Source organism: Janibacter massiliensis (assembly GCF_900289115.1).
GTDB classification, from domain to species: domain Bacteria; phylum Actinomycetota; class Actinomycetes; order Actinomycetales; family Dermatophilaceae; genus Janibacter_A; species Janibacter_A massiliensis.
Genome location: NZ_LT985196.1, coordinates 292,618 through 313,487, shown reverse-complemented (window position 1 = coordinate 313,487; position 20,870 = coordinate 292,618). Strand labels below are relative to the sequence as shown.

The window sequence follows — 20,870 nt, the reverse complement described above, 5'->3', positions numbered from 1 at the left end:
GAGCGACCGGTTGCAGCCCTCGAGGAAGACGCCCGATCCCGCGCCCTCCCAGCCCGGTCAGTCCGTGCGGCGCGCCGAGAGGAGCCCCCCGCGCGTGACGGTCGACACTGGCGACAGCCGTGGCATCCCCGATGCCACCGTCGCCCGACTCCCCGGGTACCTGCGTGCCCTGGGGGAGCTCGCGGCGTCCGGCGCGGTGCGCGTGAGCTCCGAGGAGCTCGCCCAGGCCAGCGGTGTCCGGTCGGCCAAGCTCCGACGTGATCTCTCCCACCTCGGCTCCTACGGCGTCCGCGGCGTGGGCTACGACGTCGCCCACCTCAGCTTCGAGATCTCCCGGGAGCTCGGGCTCACCCGCGACTGGCCCGTCGCCATCGTCGGGATGGGCAACCTCGGGCGCGCGCTCGCCGCGTACTCCGGGTTCGCCACCCGTGGGTTCACCGTCGTCGCGCTCCTCGACGACGACCCGGGCGTCGTCGGGGACGAGGTGTGCGGGCTGCGCGTCCGGCACGTCGACGACCTGCCCGCCGTCGCCGCAGCCCACCACCCCGCGATCGGGGTCGTCGCGACCCCGGCCGCCTCCGCCCAGACCGTCGCCGACGCGCTCGTCGCCGCCGGGGTGTCCTCGATCCTCAACTTCGCGCCCTGCGTCCTCGACGTGCCGCCCGGGGTCGACGTCCGCAAGGTCGACCTCTCGACCGAGCTGCAGATCCTCGCCTTCCACGAGCAGCGCAAGGCCGGCCTCGCGGGGGTGGCGCCGTGAGCCTGCTCGTCCTCGGACTCTCGCACCGCAACGCCCCGCTCGAGGTGCTCGAGCGCGCCGCGCTCGACCCGGCGGCCCGGGCGGACGTCGCCGCGGTCGCCCTCGCCGGCGACCACGTCCGCGAGATCCTCGTCCTCTCCACGTGCAACCGCACCGAGGTCTTCGCCGAGGTCACGGCGTTCCACCCGGCCGTCGACACCCTGCGTGACGCCCTCACGTCGCGGACCGCGCTGAACCGCGACGATCTGCGCGAGCACCTCGTCCTCCACTACGACGAGGGTGCCGTCGAGCACGCCTTCTCCCTCGCGGCGGGCCTGGACTCGATGGCCGTCGGCGAGGCGCAGATCCTTGGTCAGCTGCGCTCGGCCCTCGCGGAGGGGCAGGAGCGCGAGGAGACGGGCCCCTCCCTCAACGCGCTCGTCCAGCAGGCCCTGCGGGTCGGCAAGCGCGTCCACTCCGAGACCGAGATCGACACCGTCTCCCGCTCGCTCGTCCAGGCCGGCCTCGACCGTGCCTTCCCGGCGATCGGCGCGAGCTCGCCCGCGGACGTCGACGTGCTCGTCGTCGGGGCCGGGTCGATGAGCGCGCTCGCGGCCACCACCGCCGTCCGGGCCGGGGTGCGCAGCCTCACCGTCGTCAACCGCACCGCGGCACGCGCGAGCGACCTGGCGCAGCGCCTCGGCGGCAGCTCGATCGACATCGCCGACCTGGCGGACGGGATCGCCCGTGCCGACATCGTCATCTCGTGCACCGGTTCGACCGGTGTCGTCGTCGATCTCGCGACGGCGACGGACGCGCAGATCGCCCGCGGCGGACGGCCGCAGGCGTACCTCGACCTCGCGCTGCCTCACGACGTCGCCGAGGCCGTCGACGAGCTGTCCGGCGTGACCCGGCTCGGTCTCGACCGCCTCGGCGAGGACCTGGGCGCGGCCGGCCGCACCCCCGAGGTCGCCCGCGCCCGAGAGCTCGTGGCCGCCGAGGTGCGTCGGCACCAGGGTGCGCGCGCGGCCGAGCGGGTCGGCCCGACGGTTGCCGCCCTCCGTGCGAACGCGACCGGCGTCATGGAGGCCGAGCTCGCCCGGCTCGAGCAGCGTACCCCCGACCTCACCGACGCCGAGCGCGCCGAGGTGCGGCTGGCCGTCCACCGGGTCGTGGAGAAGCTGCTCCACGCGCCGACGGTCAGGGTCAAGGAGATGGCGGTCGACGGGCGCATCGACGACTACGTCGACGTCATCGACGCCCTCTTCGACCTGCGGCTCGGCGACGAGTTCGCGCAGCGGGAGGCGCGCCCATGAAGCTCCGCCTCGGCACCCGTCGCTCCGTCCTCGCCCGCACCCAGTCGGGCTGGGTCGCGGATCTGCTGCGCGCCCACGGCCACGAGGTCGAGCTCGTCCACGTCGTCACCGAGGGCGACGTGAGCACCGAGTCGCTCGCGAGCCTCGGCGGGACAGGGGTCTTCGCGAGCGCGCTGCGCCAGGCGCTGCGCCGCGGGGACGTCGACCTCGCCGTCCACTCCTTCAAGGACCTGCCGACCGCGGCCGAGGCCGGGCTCGTCATCGGAGCGGTCCCGCGGCGGGAGGACTCGCGCGACGTCCTCGTCACCGCGAGCGGGCAGGGCCTGCACTCCCTCGGCGCTGGCGCGAAGGTCGGTACCGGCTCGCCGCGCCGCCGCGCCCAGCTCGCCGCGCTCGGGCTCGGGCTGCACCTCGTCGACATCCGCGGCAACGTGGACACCCGTATCGGCATGGTCCGCGACGGTCGACTGGACGCCGTCGTCCTCGCGCGGGCCGGTCTGCTGCGCCTGGGCAGGGCGGACGAGGTCGCCGAGGTCCTCGACCCCGCCCTCATGCTCCCCGCGCCCGCGCAGGGTGCCCTCGCGGTCGAGTGCCGCGCGGACCGCGTCGACGTCCGCGAGGCCCTCGCGGCCCTCGACGACGCGGACAGCCGCGCCGCCGTCACCGCCGAGCGGGCCGTGCTCGCGCGTCTCGAGGCCGGCTGCGCCGCGCCGATCGGGGCGCTCGCCGAGGTCGCCGAGGGAATCGACAGCCTCGAGCTGACGTTGCGTGCTGTCGTGTCCGCGCCGGACGGGGCGACCGACATCCGTCGCAGCGCGAGTGCCTCCCTGACACCCGACGCCGACCCCACCGCGGTCGCGACCGCCCTCGGCACGACCCTCGCCGAGACCCTCCTCGACGACGGGGCGCCCGACATCGCCCCGCTGCGACCCGACCCCGGTCCGCCGGCGGACCCGACCGCCACGAACCAGCCCGCCACCTCGAAGGACGACCCCACGTGACTCCGCGCAAGGCCACGGCGCCTGCCCACGTCGTGTTCATCGGAGCAGGACCCGGTGACCCCGACCTCCTCACCGTCGCCGCGACCCGCCACCTCGCCGAGGCGGACGCGGTCGTCGTCGACCGCCCGCGCCGCGACGACGTGCTGGCCCGGTGGGCGAAGGACGACGTCGAGGTCGTCGACGCCACCGACGGGGACCACGACGCCCAGCTGACCGTCGCCGCGCGGGCGAAGCTCCTCGTGAAGACGGCCAAGACTCACCCCGAGGGCGTCGTCGTCCGGCTCATGGACGGCGACCCGGCCGTGTTCAACGGGATGGCCGAGGAGGCCCTCGCCCTGGCCAAGGCCGGGATCCCGTTCGACGTCGTCCCGGGCGTGACGAGCGCGAGCGCCGTGCCGACGTACGCGGGCGTGCCGCTGACCACTGCCTCGACCGCCGCCGTGCAGGTCGTCGCGGGCGACGACGTCGCGGGGGTCGAGGGTGCGGCGTCGAAGGACGTCACCGTCGTCCTCCTCGGCGACGCGGCCACGCTCACCGCCGGTGTCGAGCGGCTGCTGGCCGCCGGGCGGCCCGGGTCGACCCCCGTCGCCGTGACCGAGCGAGGCACGACGACGTCCCAGTCGACCCGCACCACGACCCTCGAGGACGCCAGCCCGGTCGTCGCCGAGACCGAGGTCCCGGCCGTGGTCGTCGTCGGCCAGAGCGTGGACCTGCGCGAGAAGCTCAGCTGGTTCGAGACCAAGCCCCTGTTCGGCTGGCGCGTCCTGGTCCCCCGGACCAAGCAGCAGTCCGGCACGATGACGACCCGTCTGGCCGCCCACGGGGCGACGTCCGAGGTCGTCCCGACGATCAGCGTCGAGCCGCCCCGCACCCCCCAGCAGATGGAGCGCGCGGTCAAGGGCCTGGTCACCGGCCGGTACGAGTGGGTCGGGTTCACCAGCGTCAACGCGGTGCGTGCCGTGCGCGAGCGTTTCGAGGAGCTCGGGCTCGACGCGCGCGCGTTCTCGGGCCTGAAGATCGCCGCGGTCGGCGGGGTGACCGCGCAGGCCCTCGCCGAGTGGGGCCTCGTGCCCGACCTCGTCCCCAGCGGTGAGCAGTCGGCCCGTGGCCTGCTCGAGGAGTGGCCGCCGTACGACTCGATGCTCGACCCCATCGACCGGGTCTTCCTCCCGCGCGCCGACATCGCGACCGACACCCTCGTCGCCGGCCTGCAGGAGATGGGCTGGGAGGTCGACGACGTCACCGCGTACCGCACCGTCCGCGCGGCCCCGCCGCCGGCGCCCGTGCGCGACGCGATCAAGGGCGGGGCGTTCGACGCCGTCGTCTTCACGTCGAGCTCGACCGTCCGCAACCTCGTCGGCATCGCGGGCAAGCCGCACGCGAACACCGTCGTCGCGTGCATCGGCCCGGCCACCGCGAAGACGGCCGAGGAGCACGGCCTGCGGGTCGACGTCCTCGCGCCCGAGGCGTCCGCGGTCTCCGTCGTCGACGCGCTCGCCGACCACGCCCGCGGGCTCGTCCTCGAGGCCGCGGCCTCCGGCGAGGAGTGGACCCGGCCGAGCCTGCGCCGCAAGAGCACGACGAGGCGGCGGGCCCGGTGACCGGCGCGGCGCTCGGCGGCTCGGCGCCCGGCGCCGTACGTCGCCCCCGGCGACTGCGTCGCACGCCGGCCCTGCGCCGGCTCGTCGCCCAGACCCGGCTCCACCCGGCCGACCTCGTGCTGCCGGTCTTCGTCAAGGAGGGCGCGTCCGAGCCGACGCCGATCGAGTCGATGCCCGGCGTCGTCCAGCACTCGCTCGACTCGCTCGTCGAGGAGGCCCGGCGCTGCGTCACGGCCGGGCTCGGCGGGATCATGCTCTTCGGCGTACCGCTGACGAAGGACGCGGTCGGCAGCGGTGCCGACGATCCCGAGGGGATCCTCAACGTCGCGACCCGCGCGGTCGTCGACGCGGTGGGGGACGACCTCGTCGTCATGACCGACCTGTGCCTCGACGAGTTCACCGACCACGGCCACTGCGGGGTGCTCGGCGACGACCCGCAGCGGCCGGGGGTGCGGGTCGTCGACAACGACGCGACCCTCGAGCGCTACGCCGCGATGGCCCTCGCTCAGGCCCGCTCCGGGGCGCACGTCCTCGGCCTGTCCGGGATGATGGACGGCCAGGTGGGTCACGTCCGTGCGGCGCTCGATGCCGAGGGCTTCACCGACGTCGCCCTGCTGGCGTACGCGGCGAAGTACACCTCGGCGCTGTACGGGCCGTTCCGCGACGCGGTCGAGAGCAGCCTCGAGGGCGACCGGGCCGCCTACCAGCAGGACCCGGCGAACGCCGCGGAGGCGCAGGTCGAGACCCTTCTCGACCTGCAGGAAGGCGCGGACATCGTCATGGTGAAGCCTGCCGGGCCGCACCTCGACGTCCTCGCAACCGTGGCCGGGATCAGCCCGGTGCCGGTCGCCGCCTACCAGATCTCGGGGGAGTACAGCCAGATCGTCGCCGCGGCCGAGCGCGGGTGGATCGACAGGGACCGCGCCGTGCTCGAGTCCCTCGTGACCATCAAGCGGGCCGGGGCGGGGATCGTCCTCACGTACTTCGCGATCGAGGTCGTCGGGCTGCTGCGCGACGCGGCGTTCCCGGCGGGTGCCGAGCGATGACCCCGACGACCGAGTCGCGATGGCTCGACGACGGCGAGCAGGCGGCCTGGCGGGCGTACCTGCGGGGCAGCCGGTTGCTCGAGGTCGAGCTCGACCGGGCGCTGGACACGTACGGGGTCGCCCTCACCGAGTACGAGCTGCTGTCGATGCTCTCGGAGTCCCCCGGCCAGCGGACGCGGATGTCCCTGCTCGCGGATCAGATCGTGCAGTCGCGCTCGCGGGTCTCGCACACCGCGGCCCGCCTCGAGCGACGGGGCTGGGTCGTGCGGGAGCCGGCGCCCGACGACCGGCGGGGCGTCGTCATCGCCCTCGCCCCCGCCGGGCGGACGGCGCTCGACGCGATGAGCCCCACGCACGTCGAGTGCGTCCGTGCGGCGCTCGTGGACATCCTCACCCCGCAGCAGTTCGCGGCGCTCGGCGAGGCGATGGCGAGGGTGCGCGACCACCTGTGCCCCGGGCAGCGCGAGCCCGGCGAGGCCTGAGCGGCGGGGTTCGGGGTCGGCCGATCGTCAGGCCGATGCGGCCGCGCGTGCGGCAGCGGGCAGGGCGTCGAGGACGACCTGGACGGCCTCGTCGTCGTGGGCGCCGGAGACGAACCACGCCTCGAACGCGCTCGGGGGAAGGTGCACCCCCGCGCTCAGCATCGCGTGGAAGAAGCGCCCGAACGCCGCGACGTCCTGGTCCCGGGCGTCGTCGTAGTCCCGCACCCGGCCCTCGCGGAAGAAGATGCTGAACATCGACCCGGCCCGCTGCACCCGGTGGGGGACGCCCTGCGCCGACAGCGCGGCGCTCGCCGCCTCCGAGATCGTCGTCGAGACGACCCCGAGCCGGTCGTAGAGCTCGGGCGTGCAGCCCCGCAGGGTCGCCAGGCCCGCGGCGGTCGCGACGGGGTTCCCCGACAGCGTCCCCGCCTGGTAGACCGGCCCCTCCGGGGCGAGGTGGGCCATGATGTCCGCCCGCCCGCCGAAGGCCGCCGCCGGGAAGCCCCCGCCCATGACCTTCCCGAAGGTGAACAGGTCCGGCGCGCCGGCCTCGTAGGGCCCCTCGAGCCCGTACCAGCCGGCCGCGCTGCACCGGAATCCCGTCATCACCTCGTCGCTGATCAGGAGCGCGCCGTGCTCCCGGGTGATCCGCCGCAGCCCCTCGGTGAAACCCGGCTCGGGCGGGACGACCCCCATGTTCCCGGGGGAGGCCTCGGTCATGACGCACGCGATCTGCTCCCCGCGCTCGGCGAACGCCGCCTCGACCGCCGCGAGGTCGTTGTACGGCAGGACGAGCGTCTCGGCGGCGGCGTCCCGGCTCACGCCGGCGGAGTCCGGCAGGGCCAGCGTCGCGACCCCCGACCCGGCGCTGGCCAGCAGGCTGTCGACGTGCCCGTGGTAGCACCCGGAGAACTTGACGACGAGCGTGCGGCCCGTGAACCCGCGGGCCAGGCGGATCGCGCTCATCGTCGCCTCGGTGCCCGAGCTGACCAGGCGCACCCGCTCGACCGGCTCGACCCGCGCGACGATCTCCTGCGCCAGGGCGACCTCGTTCTCGCTCGGCGTGCCGAACGAGAAGCCCTTCGACGCGGCGGCCGTGACGGCGGCGAGGACGTCCGGGTGGGTGTGGCCGAGGATCATCGGCCCCCAGCTGCACACGAGATCGACGTACCGGCGGCCGTCGACGTCGACGAGCCACGGCCCCTGCGCCCGGTCGACGAAGCGCGGTGTGCCCCCCACGCTGCGGAACGCGCGCACCGGCGAGTTGACGCCGCCGGGGGTGACGCCGCTGGCCCGCTCGAAGAGTGCGGCCGACGCCGGGGCGTCCGGCGGGTACGGCAGCGCGAGCGGGGGCAGCGCGACGGTCGGTGCGGCGGTCGGGTCGACGTGCGGGGTCAAGGGCATGCCCCCGATCCTCCCACCGGCCCTGCCGCCGGGGGCCGGGCGGGCTCACAGGGTGGTATGGGATGATCCGCCCATGCCGCAGCACCCGCAGGACCCCGCGCGCCCCGACGACCCCGCCGAGGAGGCCGACGGGACCGGGCCCGGTCTCGACACCGCGGCGGTCGCCGAACGCGCCTCGGAGCGGGCGAGCGGGGCCGCGCAGGAGGCATCGCGAGGTGTCGAGGACACCTCGACGGTCCGCACGGTGGTCCACCTGCTGCGCCACGGGGAGGTCGACAACCCGCGCAAGATCCTCTACGGCCGTCTGCCCGGCTACCACCTCTCGGATCTCGGGCGCCAGATGGCCGAGGCCGTCGTCCCCTTCTTCGCCGGCCGGGACCTCGCGCTCGTCGTATGCTCGCCGCTCGAGCGCACGCAGGAGACCGCTGCGCCCGTCGCGGCCGACCACGGCCTCACTCCGGTCATCGACCCGCGGGTCATCGAGGCGGGCAACCGGTTCGAGGGCTCCCGCTTCGAGGGCAAGGGCTTCCTGCGGCGCCCGTGGCGGCTGTGGTGGGTCCGCAACCCCACCGTGCCGACGTGGGGCGAGTCGTACGCAGCGATCGCCCGCCGGATGACCGCCGCCATCGAGGACGCCCGCGACCACGCCCGCGGGCGGGAGGCGCTCGTCGTCAGCCACCAGCTGCCGGTGTGGACGATGCGCAGCGTCCTCGAGGGCCGGCACCTGTGGCACGACCCCCGCAGACGCGAGTGCAACCTCGCCTCCGTGACGAGCGTGACCTACGAGGGCGACCGTGTCGTCGAGGTCTCCTACAGCGAGCCCGCCGCGCACCTGTACCCGCAGGCGAGCGCGGTGCCGGGCGCATGAGCGCGGCACGTCGGGCGCTCGCGGCCGCCGCGATCGCGCTCCTGCCGGTCACCCTCGCCGGCTGCGGCGGCGCCGAGCCGGGGTCCGTCGCCGACCAGGCGCGCGGCGGTGGCCGCAAGGGCTACATCGCCGGTGACGGCGCGATCGAGCAGATCCCGGTCGCCGACCGCGCGACCCCCGTCGAGCTGTCCGGGACGACCCTCGACGGCGACGACCTCGACGTCGCCGACCTGCGTGGCGACGTCGTCGTGCTCAACGTGTGGGCCTCGTGGTGCGGCCCGTGCCAGGCGGAGGCCCCCGTCCTGGAGGAGGTCCAGGAGCGAACGAAGAAGGACGGCGTCCGGTTCGTCGGCATCGACTACCGCGAGCCGGCGGCCAACGGCCGGGCCCAGGCGGAGGCGTGGGGCCACACCTTCCCCTCGATCTCTGACGAGGCCGGCACGAGCGCGGTGGCGCTCCAGGGCAAGGTCGCCAGCCAGCCCACGACGATCGTCCTGGACGAGCAGGGGCGGATCGCCGCGGTCGTCCGGGGCGCCGTGGAACGCTCGACCCTCCTGGGTCTCATCGAGGACGCGTCCGCCGGGTGAACGACGTCGTCACCTCCGGGGCGCTGCCGGTCGCCGTCCTCGTCGCCGCGCTCGCCGGGCTCGTCTCCTTCGCGAGCCCGTGCGTGCTGCCGCTCGTGCCCGGCTACCTCGGCTACGTCACCGGCGTGAGCGACACCTCCCTGGCCGACCGATCCCGGTGGCGGATGGTGGTCGGCGCGCTGCTGTTCGTCCTCGGGTTCACCGCCGTCTTCGTCCTGGGGACGGTCTTCGTCGCCGGGGTCGGCGTCGCGCTCGTCGAGCACCGGGCGCTGCTGGGCCGGATCGGCGGGGGTGTCCTCATCCTCATGGCGCTCGTGTTCGCCGGGGTGGGCAGCGACCGCGTCCAGCGCAGCGTCCGGCTCCCGGTGACCCCGACGAGCGGGCTGGTCGGGGCGCCGTTGCTCGGGGCCGTCTTCGGGCTCGGCTGGGCGCCGTGCATCGGCCCGACGCTCGCGGCCGTCCTCACCCTCGCCGTCGCCGGGCCGGACCCCGACACCGGGCGGGCGGCGGTCCTCGCCGTCGCCTACTGCCTGGGCCTGGGGCTGCCGTTCGTCCTCGCCGCGCTGCTGTGGGAGCGCTGGCTGCGGATCTCCGGCGGGCTACGCCGGCACACCCGCGCCGTGCAGCTGATCGGCGCGGGCCTGCTCGCGCTGCTCGGCGTCCTGCTCCTCACCGGCCTGTGGGACGACGCGACCGTCTGGCTCCAGGGCCGCTTCATCTCGACGTGGGAGGCCCCGCTGTGAGCCCGTCCGTCCGCCGCACCGACCCGGCCCGGCGCACACCGGCACCCGTGAACCAGCCGAAGATCGGGTTCGTCGGCTGGCTGCGCTGGGCCTGGCGCCAGCTGACGAGCATGCGTACCGCGCTGCTGCTGCTGCTCCTCCTCGCGCTCGGCGCCGTGCCGGGGTCGCTGTGGCCGCAGCGCTCGCTCGACGCGTCCCGCACCGCGGACTACATCGACGCCCACCCGCGTACCGGTCCCTGGCTCGATCGGCTCGGGTTCTTCGACGTCTACGCCTCGCCGTGGTTCTCGGCGATCTACCTCCTGCTGTTCGTCTCGCTCGTCGGGTGCGTCCTGCCCCGCACGGCCGCCCACTGGCGCTCCATGCGGGCGGCGCCCCCACGCACCCCTCGCCGCCTCACCCGCCTGCCCGCCCACGCGGTGATCGACCTGCCCGACGGGGTCGACGCCGACACCGCGCTCGGTGCCGTCGAGCAGCAGCTGCGCGCCGGCCGTGCCCCGGGCCGCCGGTACCGGGTGCGTCGCGACGGCGCGGCGCTGTCGGGGGAGAGCGGCTACCTGCGCGAGACCGGCAACCTCGTCTTCCACCTGGCGCTCGTGCTCGTCATCGTCGGGGTGGCGATCGGGCACGTCTTCGGCTGGAAGGGTGACGTCATCGTCCCCGTCGGACAGACCTTCACCAACACCCAGACCCGGTTCGACACCCTCAGCCCCGGTCCGTGGGTCGACACCGCGTCCGACCTGCGCCCGTTCACCGTGCGGGTCGACTCGATGGACGTGACGTTCGAGGAGGAGGTGACAGGACGCGGGCAGTTCGGCCAGCCGCGGGACTTCACCGCGCGGGTGACCGTCGCCGACGAGCCGGGCGCCCCGACGCGGTCCGACGTCGTCCAGGTCAACCATCCGCTGGAGATGGACCGGGCCACGGTCTTCCTCCTCGGCAACGGGTACGCGCCGGTCGTCACCGTCCGGGACGCGAAGGGCCGGGTGCTCAGCAGCGGGCCGACGCCGATGCTGCCCACGGACGGCAACTACCGCTCCGTCGGGGCGATCAAGGTCCCGGCCGCGCAGCCGAAGGACCTCGGGTTCGTCGCCCTCTTCCTCCCGACCGCGACCATCGACGAGCAGCGCGGGCCGGAGTCGGTCTTCCCCGACGCGAAGGCGCCGGCGCTGGCGCTCAGCCTGTACGAGGGCGAGCTGTTCCCGGGCGGGAAGCCCTCGTCCGTCTTCGCCATCGACACCGACTCGATGAGCCCGGTGATCTCGACCAGTGGCCGGACGAAGGGCAGCCCGACCAGGATCTGGCTCACCCCCGGCCAGAGCGCGACGCTGCCCGGCGACCGCGGCAGCATCACGTTCGACAAGGTGGAGCGCTTCGCGGGCTTCTCCGTGCGCTACGACCCCGACAAGTGGCTGACGCTCGGCGCCTCGCTGGCCGCGCTGGCGGGTCTCGTCCTCAGCCTCACGGTCCCCCGGCGTCGGATGTTCGCCCGCGTCGAGGACGGCCGGCTGACGATCGCGGGGATGAGCCGCGACGACGACTCGGGCCTGGGTGACCTCGTGACGGACGTCGCACGCCGGGTGCGGAGCTCGCTCGACCCGGCGAGTGGGAGGATTCCCCTGTCATGACGAAGGAAACGGTGGCGTCGTACGCCAACATCAGCATCTACTCGGCGATGGCGGTGCTCGCCGTGGCGATGATCCTCTACGCCGTCTACCTCGCGGGGATGGTGCCCGCGCGGGTCGATGCCCGCTCCGGGTCACCGGCCGACGACGTAGCGACGCCCCAGCACGCCCGGAAGATGGGGGGCGTCGCGGGGACCCTGACGTGGCTCGGCGGGCTTCTCCTGCTCCTGGCGGCCGTGCTCCGCGGCGCGAGCGTCAACCGCGCCCCGCTGGGCAACATGCACGAGTTCGCGCTCGTGGCCTCGATGTTCACGATCCTGCTGTTCTGCGTGTGGTCCCTCAAGCGCGACCTGCGCTGGCTCGGGGTCTTCGTCGTCACCCCGGTCCTGCTCGTCCTCGGCATGGCGATCACCGCCTGGTACACCGAGGCCGCCGAGCTGCTGCCGTCGCTGAAGTCCTACTGGCTCGTCATCCACGTCGTCGTCGCGACCTTCTCGATCGCGCTGTTCATCCTCGGCGCGGTCATCACCGTCCTCTACCTGCTGGCCGACCGGCGCCAGGCCCGGGGCGTGCCCGAGGGTGCCCGGCCCTCGCTGCTGGACAAGATGCCGAACGCGCAGGCCCTGGAGCGGATGGCCTACGGGACCCACATCATCGCCTTCCCGCTGTGGACCTTCACCCTCATCGCCGGTGCGATCTGGGCGCGTCAGGCCTGGGGCTCCTACTGGAACTGGGACCCGAAGGAGACGTGGACGTTCGTCATCTGGGTCGTCTACGCGGCCTACCTCCACGCCCGTGCGACGACGACCGTGAGCCGCCGGACGGCCAACCTCGTCGCGGTCGCCGGGTTCGTGTGCATCATCATCAACTACGTCGTCGTCAACCAGTTCCTCGTCGGCATGCACTCGTACTCGGGGCTGTGACCGTGCGCGCCTTCGTCACCTACTCGATCCTGCGGATCATGGTCTTCCTCGGGTGCCTGTCGGCGCTGTACCTGCTCGGGCTGCGCGAGGCGAAGCACCTGCCGTGGCTCGCCGTCGGGGCGGCGGTGCTCTCGGTGCTCGTGTCCGCGGTCGTCCTGCGGCCCTTCCGGCGCGAGCTCGAGGAGCAGCTCACCGCGCGCTCCCGGGCGCGGGCGGAGCGGGCCGCAGACCGCGCACCGGCGCCGGGCAGCGACGAGGCCGCCGAGGACGACTACCGCTGACGCAGTGCTCAGGGCGCGAGCCAGGGGTGGGCCTCGAAGGCCCGCTCGAACGCCGCCTCGGCGCGCTTCGGCACGGCGCGTCCGCCCTCGAAGCGGGTGAGCTCCAGCCGGCGCCGCCGTCCTGACCCGGCACGGCGCCACGTCCCGAGTGGCCGGGCGCGGTCGAGCGCCAGGCCCCGGAAGACCCCGTTGTTGCCCGGGACCGTCGCGTCGTGCTCGGCCGGCGTAAGAAGGAAGCCGCGGTCCTGGTAGCCGAGGACGAGCTCGTCGAACCCGGGCAGGAGCATCGCGCGGTCGGCCGCCCGCAGCAGGTCCTCGCCCGCCTCGAGCACCTCCGGCCGGCACCACGCGGCCTGCCCGTCGACCGTCGTCTCCGCCAGCCCCTCCGTCGCCGCGGGCGCGGCCGTGCGGATCTCCGTCAGGCCGAGCTTCGTCCACCACGCGAAGTCCCGCAGCGTCGCCGGACCGTGGGAGGTCAGGTACGTCCGCAGCCAGTGGGCGATCGCCGCGACCCGGTCCCCGCCGAAGCGCGCCGCCAGGCCAGAGTCCGCCGGCAGCCACGTCGACGCCGCGACGATCCGCTGCTCCTTCGCCTCCGCGTCCCACGGCCCGTAGACGAGGTGGCCCTCGATCATCATCGTCGAGATGAAGTGGTACGAGCGGGCGCTCGTCATCTCGACCCCCGCCTCATCCCACCGCCCGGCGAGCTCTGCCCGGGTGAGCCCCAGCCCCGGGTCGGGGACGTCCGCGACGGTCGACCGGGTGGGGCCGTCGAGCGCCGCGAGCGCCGTGTCCCGGACGAGGGCGACCGTGGCCTCGTCGACGCCCTGGGCCGCCCGGCGCCGCGCGAGATCGGTGCCGAACTTCGGCCGGAGCAGCTCCCCCATCCAGGCGAGGTCGTCGGCGTGGACCGCGAAGACCGTCCCGCGCATGGGGTAGCCGCGTACGACGCCGCCGTCCGTCATCGCGGCGGTGACGTCCTCGGCGGTGGCGCCCGGCACCCGCAGCGCCAACGAGGCCACGACCCCGGGCAGGTCCTGCCCCTGCGCGCACCCCAGCCGACGGACCGCATCCTGCGGGGACGCGTCGTCGGGGACGGCCAGGCCGGTCGCGATCAGCCGCTGGCGGATGAGGTCGAGGTCGCGGTCCACGGTCTCACCGTACGGGTCCGGCGGTGGCCGGGACCCGTTCCTGCGGGATCTCGTCCGCGGGCGGGGTCAGCGCTGCAGGGTCGCGACGGAGTAGGTGAGGACGACCCCGATCGTGAGGAGGGTCGACCACGCGAGCTGGGCCAGCCCGGTGGCGCCGAGGGCGGGCACGAGGTCGCGTCCGGTCGCGCCGCCGCGGACGGCCCGGATCGCCGGCCACGCGGCCAGCACCCCGAGCGCCGATGCGGCCGCCCCGACGTGCCACCCGGTGCACGCCAGCCCGCACAGGAGGGCGACCCCGACGAGCGCGAGGTAGAGGGTCCGGGTCCGGGCGTCGCCGAGCCGGACCGCGAGCGTCCGCTTGCCCGCCTCGGTGTCGCTGGGGATGTCCCTCAGGTTGTTCGCGACGAGGATCGCCGAGGCCCACGCCCCGACCCCGACGGCGCCGAACAGCCCGACCCACGTCAGGCGGTGGGCCTGCGTCCACTGCGTGCCGAGCGTCGCGACGAGCCCGAAGAAGACGAAGACGTAGACCTCGCCGAGACCGCGGTAGCCGTACGGGTTGTCCCCTCCGGTGTAGCGCCACGCCGCGAGCAGCGCGAGGGCGCCGACCGGTAGCAGGACGAGCGTGTTGGCGAGCGCGACGAGCGCCAGCCCGGCGAGCACGGCGATCCCCATGAAGATGAACGCCATCGTCTTGACGCTCTCCGGCGCTGCCAGGTGCTGGCCGACGAGCCGGACGGGTCCGACCCGCTCCTCGTCGGTGCCGCGAACGCCGTCGGAGTAGTCGTTGGCGTAGTTCACCGCGATCTGGAGGCTCGTCGACACGACGAGCGCGAGCAGCGCGATCGACGGGTCGAAGGCGTCGACCGCGGCCGCCGCGCCGGAGCCGACGAGGACGGGCGCGAGCGCGGCGGGCAGGGTCCGGGGACGGGCTCCGGCGATCCACTGGGCGGGGGCCGTCTCTGTCACACCACTGCCCCNCCATCGGGGGGTGGTGCTCCTGGGGGTGGGCGAACGGATGGGTCGTCATTCTCCCGCACCGCGCACGGTGCTCAGGACCGTGGCAGCGCCTCCAGCAGCGCCGCGGCGGCGCGCCGGTCGGGCTTGCCCGGGCCGCGCAGGGGGAGGGCCCCGACGGCGGTGACGACCGCAGGGAGGGCGTACCGCGGAAGGTGGGGGCGGAGCGCCTCGCGCAGGTCGTCTGATCCGCCCGTGCTCGTCTCGAGCACCACGAGCAGCCCGACGACCTGGCCCAGCTCGGCGTCCGGCAGGCCGACCGCGAGCGCGTCGGTCACCCCCGGCAGCCCTCGCGCGGCGTCCTCGACGACGGCGGGCGCGACCTTGTACCCCCCGGTGACGACGAGGTCGTCGGCCCGACCGTGGACCGTCAGCCGCGTGCCGTCCCACGTGCCCAGGTCGCCGGTGCGGAACCACCGCTGGCCGTCGATGTCGACGAAGGCCCGCGCGCTCTCCTGGGGCATGCCGAGGTAGCCGCTGGCGAGCATCGGCCCGCCCAGGAGGACGGCGTCACCCCGCTCGCCGGGCTCGGTCCGGACGCGCACGCCCTCGAGGGGCACCCCGTCGTACACGCAGCCGCCGGAGGTCTCGGACATCCCGTACGTCCGCACGACCCGTGCGCCGGCGGCGGCCGCGGCATCGACGAGCCCGGGCGGGCACGCCGCACCTCCGACGAGGACGCCGTCGAACCGGGCGAGCGCGGCCGTGCCGTCGGCGTCCCGCAGCAGGCGAGCGAGCTGCGTCGGGACGAGGGAGGTGTAGCGACGCGGGCCCGGCATCGCCTGCTCGGCGGTGGTGAAGGCACGCACGAAGGCCTCCGCCCCGCGGGTGGGCGCGACTGCGTGCGGCTCGAGATCCGCGGCGAGCGAGCGCGCGAGGACCTGGACGCCCGCGACGTGGTGCGCGGGCAGCGCGAGCAGCCACCGGCCGGGCCCGCCGAGCCGGTCGTGGGTCGCGGTCGCGCTCGCGGCGAGGGCGGCTACGGGCAGGACGGCGGGCTTCGGGGTCCCGGTCGAGCCGGAGGTCGACAGGACGAGCGCCGTGCCGGGCGGGACCTCGGCCCCCTCCAGCGGGCTCGGCGCCGCCGGTGCGAGCGGCACCGCCGGGCGCTCGCCGGACAGTGCCCGCGCCAGGTCCGGGAGGGCCGCGCGCACCCCCGGCCCGTCGGGGAGGGCGAGGGCGGTCAGCTGAGGCACCCGGCCACCGTACGCAGCCGCACCCGTCGGGCACACTGCGAGGGACGCTGCGACGACGAAGGGGGTGCCGACGGTGGGTCCTGCGACGCTGCCCGACCTCGAGGAGGTCCTGGCGCGCCTGCACGTCGTCGGCATCCCGCTGCGGACCCGCTTCCGACGGACGACCGTCCGGGAGGTCGCGCTGCTCGAGGGGCCGACGGGCTGGGGGGAGTTCGGCCCCTTCCCGGAATACGGGCCCCAGGAGGCGTCCCGGTGGCTCGGGGCGGCGATCGAGGCGGCGTGGGGATCGTCCGCGCCGAGCCTGCGCGCCGAGGTGCCGGTGAACGCGACCGTGCCTGCGGTCGCGGCGGCCGACGTCCTGCCGGTCCTCGCGCGGTTCGACGGGTGCACCACGGCGAAGGTCAAGGTCGCCGAGCCCGGCCAGCGGCTGCGGGACGACGTCGAGCGCGTCGCGGCCGTGCGACGACACCTCGGCCGCGACGCGCGGATCCGGGTCGATGCCAACGGCGGCTGGTCGCTCGCCCAGGCGCGGGACGCGGTCGCCGCGCTCGCGCCCTTCGACCTCGAGTACGTGGAGCAGCCGTGCGCCGACGTCGAGGACCTCGCCCGGCTGCGGGTCGCGCTCGCCGGTGCCGGGCTCGACGTGCGGGTCGCGGCCGACGAGTCGATCCGCAGGGCGGAGGACCCGCTGCGGGTCGCGCGGCTCGAGGCCGCGGACGTCGTCGTCGTCAAGGTGGCGCCGCTGGGCGGGGTCGCGCGGGCGCTGCAGGTCGTCGCCGACTGCGGACTGCCGGCGGTCGTCTCCTCGGCGCTCGACACGAGCATCGGGATCGCGGCGGGGGTGCGGCTCGCGGCCGCGTTGCCGGACCTGCCGTTCGCCTGCGGGCTCGGGACGGTCGAGCTGTTCACGGGTGACGTCGTCGCGGACAGCCTCGTCGCGCACGACGGGGTGATCGACGTCGCGCGGGCGGTGGGGGTGGCTGCGACGCCGGACCTGCTCGACCGGTGGCGGGTGGACCCCGAGCGCGAACGGTGGTGGCGCGAGCGGACGACCGCGGCGCACGGAGTGCTCACCGCGGGGACCGCCTGACGCGCCGTCCACCGCCGGCCGTCGGTACGGCCCGTTCTCCACAGGTCGGTCCCGTCGGCCTCCGCCACGCCCCGCGGGCCGCTGCGATGGGGCGGTGACCAGTCGTGCACCGCGCCCGATCCCCCCGGATCTCCCGGTCGAGCTCGCCGTCCCCGTCCTCGACGCCATCGCCCTCACCGCGCTCGAACGGCGGCTGCGGGACGCGGCGACGACCGTCGACGGCATCCGCGCCGGGCTGCGCCGGGTCGAGCTGCGGGAGTGGCGCGGGAGCGCCGCCGACGCCTTCCGCGACCGGCTCGAGGAGTGGGTGACGACGCTGCACCGCCGGCGGGACGCGCTCGACGAGGCGGCGGACCTGGTGGCAGAGCACCGCCGGGCGGCCGCGGACCGGGTCGAGCTCGCGCAGGACGCCGCCCGGCGCGCCGCGCACGAGGCCGCCCGGCAGGCGGCGGAGGCGGGCGACCGCGCCCGTCGCGCGGTCGGGGGTGGGCACCGTGCGGGCTGACGACCTCGCCGTCATCGGGGGCGCGCACGGGATCGCGGCCCGGCTCGACGACCTCGCCGGGGCGGCCCGCCACCTGCGCCGGGCCGGCCTCGACCTCGGGCTCGTCGCCGCGGTGGCGTCCGAGGGGATGCGCAACCCCGGGGTGATGGCGACGGCACCCCTCTCGCCCGTGACCTGGGCCGCGCTGGAGGAGGCGCTCGTCCGGCTCGCCCATCCGGGCGCGCTGCCGCTGGACGCGGCGGGCCTCACGGGGCTGGGAGCAACCCTCGAGGCGTCCGTCCTTGCGTACGAGCAGGGGGAGCACGCCGCCACCGCGGCGTTCGAGGGGACGGCCGACACCGTCGGGGTGACCCTGGGGATCACCGTCGGCGTCGCCGCGCCGGTCGTCCTGCTGGCCGGGACCGCCACTCTCGCCACGCCCCAGGGGCAGCAGGCGTTCGTCGCGGCGGCCCGGCTCGGAGCCACGCCGGCGGGGCGGGACGCCGGGCGCACGGCACGACGGGCGGGCGACGCGTCCGTCGCGGAGAACCCGTGGGCGGGCAGCTATCTGGCGGCCGGCGCCGACGGCATCGTCCTGGGCCTCCGGTGCGTCTACGGCGCACCGGCGGATCCGGTCCTGTCCGCCGCCGCCCGGTCGGCGGGGGCGCCCTCCCCGCCACGGGACGCGCGGGACGCGACGGCGATCCTCGCGGCCCTGGTCGCCGCCGCGCCGGGCCCGATGCTCGAGGACGGCCCCCTGCGCGCCCGGCGGGACGCCGCCGGGCGGCCGCAGGCGCCGACGCGGGAGCGGGTGGTCCCGCCGCGCACGGTGGGGGATCTCGTCGACGGCGGTCGGCGCGGGGTGCTCGACGACGGGATCGTGGTGCCCGTCGGGCCGGGGCGAGGGGAGAGTCGCGACCGAGGCACGTCGACGGTCCGGGTCCAGCGCGTCGACCGGGACGGACGGACCGCCTGGATCCTCCACTACCCGCCGACGAAGGAGTTCGACCCCAGGCCCGGCACGAACCCCTACGACATGACGACCAACACCGCGGCCCGCGGGCGTGGCTCGACCGCCGTCATGGACGCGGCGCACGCCGCGCTGGTCGCGGCCCAGCGGCGGGCCGATGCGCAGGACCGGGCGCGCGGCATCCGATCCGACCACCGGAACGATCCCGTCATGGTCGTCGGCCACAGCCAAGGTGGGATCCACGCCGCCCGCTCGGCCGAGCACTCGTCCTTCCGGGACGTGAACATCACGCACGTCGTCACCTACGGCTCGCCCGTCGACGACATCGACGTCCCCCCGCACGTCAGCCTCCTGTCGCTCGAGACCGACCGCGACATCGTCCCGCGGCTCGACGGCCGCGCGCCGGTCGACGCCCCCCACCGGGTCACCGTCCGCCGGACGGCGCCGGACTCCGACGACACCGTCATCGGCCTGCACGGGTCCGCCGCGCAGCGGGAGACCGCCCGCCAGGTCGACGCCCGGATCACCGGCGGGGACCGGACGTTGGCGGAGTGGCGGCGTGGCGCATCGGACTTCCTCGACGGGGAGAGCTCGGAGACCACCGACGTCTGGCTCGAACGCGACCCGGTGGCAGGATCGGCGGGGTGAACCCGTCGTCCTCGTGCGCCCTCGCCATCGTCGAGGAGCTGTGCCGGCACGGGGTGCGTGACGCCGTCCTCGCGCCCGGGTCACGCTCTGCGCCGCTGGCGCACGCCTTGGCCGCCGCTGACGAGGCGGGGCTGCTGCGCCTGCACGTCCGGGTCGACGAGCGTGCCGCCGCGTTCCTCGCCCTCGGCCTCGCGAAACGGTCGCGGCGTCCCGTCCCGGTCGTGACGACGTCCGGGACCGCGGTCGCGAACCTCCATCCGGCCGCGCTCGAGGCCCATCACGCCGGGGTGCCGCTGCTGCTGCTCACGGCCGACCGGCCCGTGGAGCTGCGCGGCACGGGCGCCAACCAGACGACCCGCCAGCCGGGGATCTTCGGCCCGGTCACCCGGTGGTCCGGCGACGTCGGTGTCGATGCCGGCCCCGATCCCGACGCCGTGTGGCGCACGACGGTCGCCCGGGCCGTCGTCGCCGCCCGCGGCGACCTCACCGACGACCCCGGCCCCGTCCACCTCGACGTCCCGCTGCGCGACCCGCCCGTCCCCGACGCACCGCTGCTCCCGACCGCGGGCGAGCCGCGCGTCCGCATCGAGCGACAGGTCGCCCCCGGCCCCGCCCGCCCCCTCGTCGTCGTCGGCGACCTGCCGACCTCCCGCCACGTCGACGAGGCGATCGCGTGGGCATCCGGGAACGGCTGGCCCGTCGTCCGAGAGCTCGGCCCGCCCGGCCCGACCGGTGTGGCGCACGGGCTGTCGGTCCTCGCCGGGCTCGGCCGTCCGGGCGGGGACGCCCGGACCGACCCCCAGATGGCCGTTCCCGAGCCGCCCGACCGCGTCATCCTCGTCGGGCGGGCCACGGTGTCCCGGGCCGTCGGTGCCGTGACGCGCCGCCCCGGCACCCGCGTCGAGGCGGTCACCGCGACCCCCGGCTGGACCGACCCGGCCCACGTCGTCACCCGGGTCCACCCGTGGTCCGCGATCCGCCGCGGCGCGTCGCCCCTCGCCGACGACCCGGCGTGGACCGCCTCGTGGGTCGAGGCCGGCAGGGTGACGGCGCAGCGGCACGCCGCGGTCCTCGAGGCAGCGGACGAGCCCACCGGCCCCGCCGTCGCCCGCGCCGTCGTCGCGGCCATGCCCGCCGGGGCTCGCCTGTTCGTCGGCTCGTCGAACAGCGCGCGCGACCTCGACCTGGGCGTCGGCGAGTGGCCCGAGGACCTCGACGTCGTCGCGAGCCGGGGGCTGGCCGGCATCGACGGCTGCGTCTCGACCGCCGTCGGCCTCGCCCTGGCCGACCCTGGACGTCCGTGGGTGGCACTCGTCGGCGACCTCACGTTCGAGCACGACGCCGCCGCCCTGGCCATCGGGCCGGGGGAGCCGCGACCGGACCTCACGGTCGTCGTCCTCGACGACCGCGGCGGCGGCATCTTCTCCACGCTCGAGCACGGCGTCGGGCTCGACGACGCCGGACGCGCCCGCTTCGAGCGGGTCTTCGCGACCCCGACGGGCACCGACCTCGCCGCCATCTGCGCCGCGCACGGCGTCGACCACGTCCGCGTCAGCTCGTTGCGTGCCCTGCGCGGGGCGCTCGCGGACCGGGTCGGAGCCACCGGCACGGGGCTGCGGGTCGTCACCGTCGCCGTCGACCGTGACGGGCACCGCGGGATCCGCTCGGCCCTCGCCGGTCCGACCGAGTAGCCACCGG

Annotated in this window: 20 protein-coding genes; 16 read left to right on the top strand and 4 right to left on the bottom strand. The window is 75.6% G+C overall.

Going from position 1 to position 20,870, the window contains the following annotated elements; translation table 11 throughout:
* Positions 1-94 precede the first annotated feature (94 nt).
* Genes DAA34_RS01545 through DAA34_RS01520 form a run of 6 tightly spaced genes read left to right on the top strand, consistent with a single transcriptional unit; the run spans position 95 to position 6,185 of the window.
* The gene (locus tag DAA34_RS01545; RefSeq protein ID WP_106817325.1) at positions 95-760 is read left to right on the top strand and encodes a redox-sensing transcriptional repressor Rex; all 666 of its coding nucleotides are present in this window, start codon (positions 95-97) and stop codon (positions 758-760) included.
* On the top strand, positions 757-2,055 hold the full coding sequence (locus DAA34_RS01540; RefSeq protein WP_106817324.1) for a glutamyl-tRNA reductase: 1,299 nt from the start codon (positions 757-759) through the stop codon (positions 2,053-2,055). Before DAA34_RS01545 ends, DAA34_RS01540 begins: the two co-directional genes overlap by 4 nt.
* A complete protein-coding gene (gene hemC / locus DAA34_RS01535) occupies positions 2,052-3,056 on the top strand; it encodes a hydroxymethylbilane synthase (protein WP_106817323.1) in 1,005 nt (334 codons plus the stop codon). The genes DAA34_RS01540 and hemC overlap by 4 nt, the downstream gene beginning before the upstream one ends.
* On the top strand, positions 3,053-4,657 hold the full coding sequence (locus DAA34_RS01530; RefSeq protein WP_106817322.1) for a bifunctional uroporphyrinogen-III C-methyltransferase/uroporphyrinogen-III synthase: 1,605 nt from the start codon (positions 3,053-3,055) through the stop codon (positions 4,655-4,657). The genes hemC and DAA34_RS01530 overlap by 4 nt, the downstream gene beginning before the upstream one ends.
* A complete protein-coding gene (gene hemB, locus DAA34_RS01525) occupies positions 4,654-5,703 on the top strand; it encodes a porphobilinogen synthase (RefSeq protein WP_106819647.1) in 1,050 nt (349 codons plus the stop codon). The genes DAA34_RS01530 and hemB overlap by 4 nt, the downstream gene beginning before the upstream one ends.
* The gene (locus tag DAA34_RS01520) at positions 5,700-6,185 is read left to right on the top strand and encodes a MarR family winged helix-turn-helix transcriptional regulator (RefSeq protein ID WP_106817321.1); all 486 of its coding nucleotides are present in this window, start codon (positions 5,700-5,702) and stop codon (positions 6,183-6,185) included. The genes hemB and DAA34_RS01520 overlap by 4 nt, the downstream gene beginning before the upstream one ends.
* A 27-nt stretch (positions 6,186-6,212) precedes the next feature.
* Here the strand turns inward: DAA34_RS01520 and hemL are convergent, their stop codons facing one another.
* On the bottom strand, positions 6,213-7,589 hold the full coding sequence (gene hemL, locus DAA34_RS01515; RefSeq protein WP_106817320.1) for a glutamate-1-semialdehyde 2,1-aminomutase: 1,377 nt from the start codon (positions 7,587-7,589) through the stop codon (positions 6,213-6,215).
* Between the two features lie 73 nt (positions 7,590-7,662).
* Here hemL and DAA34_RS01510 point away from each other — a divergent pair, with 73 nt between their 5' ends.
* Genes DAA34_RS01510 through DAA34_RS01485 form a run of 6 tightly spaced genes read left to right on the top strand, consistent with a single transcriptional unit; the run spans position 7,663 to position 12,616 of the window.
* Positions 7,663-8,457 (top strand): histidine phosphatase family protein, encoded by a 795-nt coding sequence (locus tag DAA34_RS01510; protein WP_106817319.1) that lies wholly within the window; start codon positions 7,663-7,665, stop codon positions 8,455-8,457.
* On the top strand, positions 8,454-9,044 hold the full coding sequence (locus DAA34_RS01505; protein ID WP_106817318.1) for a TlpA family protein disulfide reductase: 591 nt from the start codon (positions 8,454-8,456) through the stop codon (positions 9,042-9,044). The genes DAA34_RS01510 and DAA34_RS01505 overlap by 4 nt, the downstream gene beginning before the upstream one ends.
* Positions 9,041-9,787 carry a cytochrome c biogenesis CcdA family protein gene (locus DAA34_RS01500; protein ID WP_106817317.1) on the top strand — a complete coding sequence of 249 codons (747 nt, stop codon included), beginning with the start codon at positions 9,041-9,043 and terminating at the stop codon, positions 9,785-9,787. Before DAA34_RS01505 ends, DAA34_RS01500 begins: the two co-directional genes overlap by 4 nt.
* A gap of 47 nt (positions 9,788-9,834) precedes the next feature.
* Positions 9,835-11,415: a cytochrome c biogenesis protein ResB gene (resB, locus tag DAA34_RS01495; RefSeq protein ID WP_234354057.1), complete on the top strand. Its 1,581-nt coding sequence runs from the start codon at positions 9,835-9,837 to the stop codon at positions 11,413-11,415.
* Positions 11,412-12,335 (top strand): c-type cytochrome biogenesis protein CcsB, encoded by a 924-nt coding sequence (ccsB, locus tag DAA34_RS01490; protein ID WP_106817316.1) that lies wholly within the window; start codon positions 11,412-11,414, stop codon positions 12,333-12,335. The genes resB and ccsB overlap by 4 nt, the downstream gene beginning before the upstream one ends.
* 2 nt (positions 12,336-12,337) lie before the next feature.
* Positions 12,338-12,616, top strand: a complete 279-nt coding sequence (locus tag DAA34_RS01485) for a DUF4229 domain-containing protein (protein WP_158707548.1) — start codon at positions 12,338-12,340, stop codon at positions 12,614-12,616.
* A gap of 8 nt (positions 12,617-12,624) precedes the next feature.
* Here DAA34_RS01485 and DAA34_RS01480 read toward each other — a convergent pair whose 3' ends face one another.
* From DAA34_RS01480 to menE, 3 genes are all read right to left on the bottom strand, one after another.
* Positions 12,625-13,767, bottom strand: coding sequence for a winged helix DNA-binding domain-containing protein (locus DAA34_RS01480; RefSeq protein ID WP_106817314.1), 1,143 nt, complete (start codon positions 13,765-13,767; stop codon positions 12,625-12,627).
* A gap of 66 nt (positions 13,768-13,833) precedes the next feature.
* Positions 13,834-14,736, bottom strand: coding sequence for a 1,4-dihydroxy-2-naphthoate polyprenyltransferase (locus tag DAA34_RS01475; protein WP_106817313.1), 903 nt, complete (start codon positions 14,734-14,736; stop codon positions 13,834-13,836).
* 83 nt (positions 14,737-14,819) lie between these two features.
* A complete protein-coding gene (gene menE, locus DAA34_RS01470; RefSeq protein ID WP_234354056.1) occupies positions 14,820-15,980 on the bottom strand; it encodes an o-succinylbenzoate--CoA ligase in 1,161 nt (386 codons plus the stop codon).
* A gap of 73 nt (positions 15,981-16,053) precedes the next feature.
* Between menE and DAA34_RS01465 the strand changes: the two genes are divergently transcribed.
* The 4 genes from DAA34_RS01465 to menD all read left to right on the top strand — a co-directional run bounded on the left by DAA34_RS01465 (position 16,054) and on the right by menD (position 20,863).
* The gene (locus DAA34_RS01465) at positions 16,054-17,070 is read left to right on the top strand and encodes an o-succinylbenzoate synthase (RefSeq protein WP_234354055.1); all 1,017 of its coding nucleotides are present in this window, start codon (positions 16,054-16,056) and stop codon (positions 17,068-17,070) included.
* A gap of 94 nt (positions 17,071-17,164) precedes the next feature.
* The gene (locus DAA34_RS01460; RefSeq protein ID WP_106817310.1) at positions 17,165-17,575 is read left to right on the top strand and encodes a putative T7SS-secreted protein; all 411 of its coding nucleotides are present in this window, start codon (positions 17,165-17,167) and stop codon (positions 17,573-17,575) included.
* The gene (locus DAA34_RS01455; protein ID WP_158707547.1) at positions 17,565-19,172 is read left to right on the top strand and encodes an alpha/beta hydrolase family protein; all 1,608 of its coding nucleotides are present in this window, start codon (positions 17,565-17,567) and stop codon (positions 19,170-19,172) included. Before DAA34_RS01460 ends, DAA34_RS01455 begins: the two co-directional genes overlap by 11 nt.
* Positions 19,169-20,863: a 2-succinyl-5-enolpyruvyl-6-hydroxy-3-cyclohexene-1-carboxylic-acid synthase gene (gene menD / locus DAA34_RS01450; RefSeq protein WP_106817308.1), complete on the top strand. Its 1,695-nt coding sequence runs from the start codon at positions 19,169-19,171 to the stop codon at positions 20,861-20,863. The genes DAA34_RS01455 and menD overlap by 4 nt, the downstream gene beginning before the upstream one ends.
* Positions 20,864-20,870 lie beyond the last annotated feature (7 nt).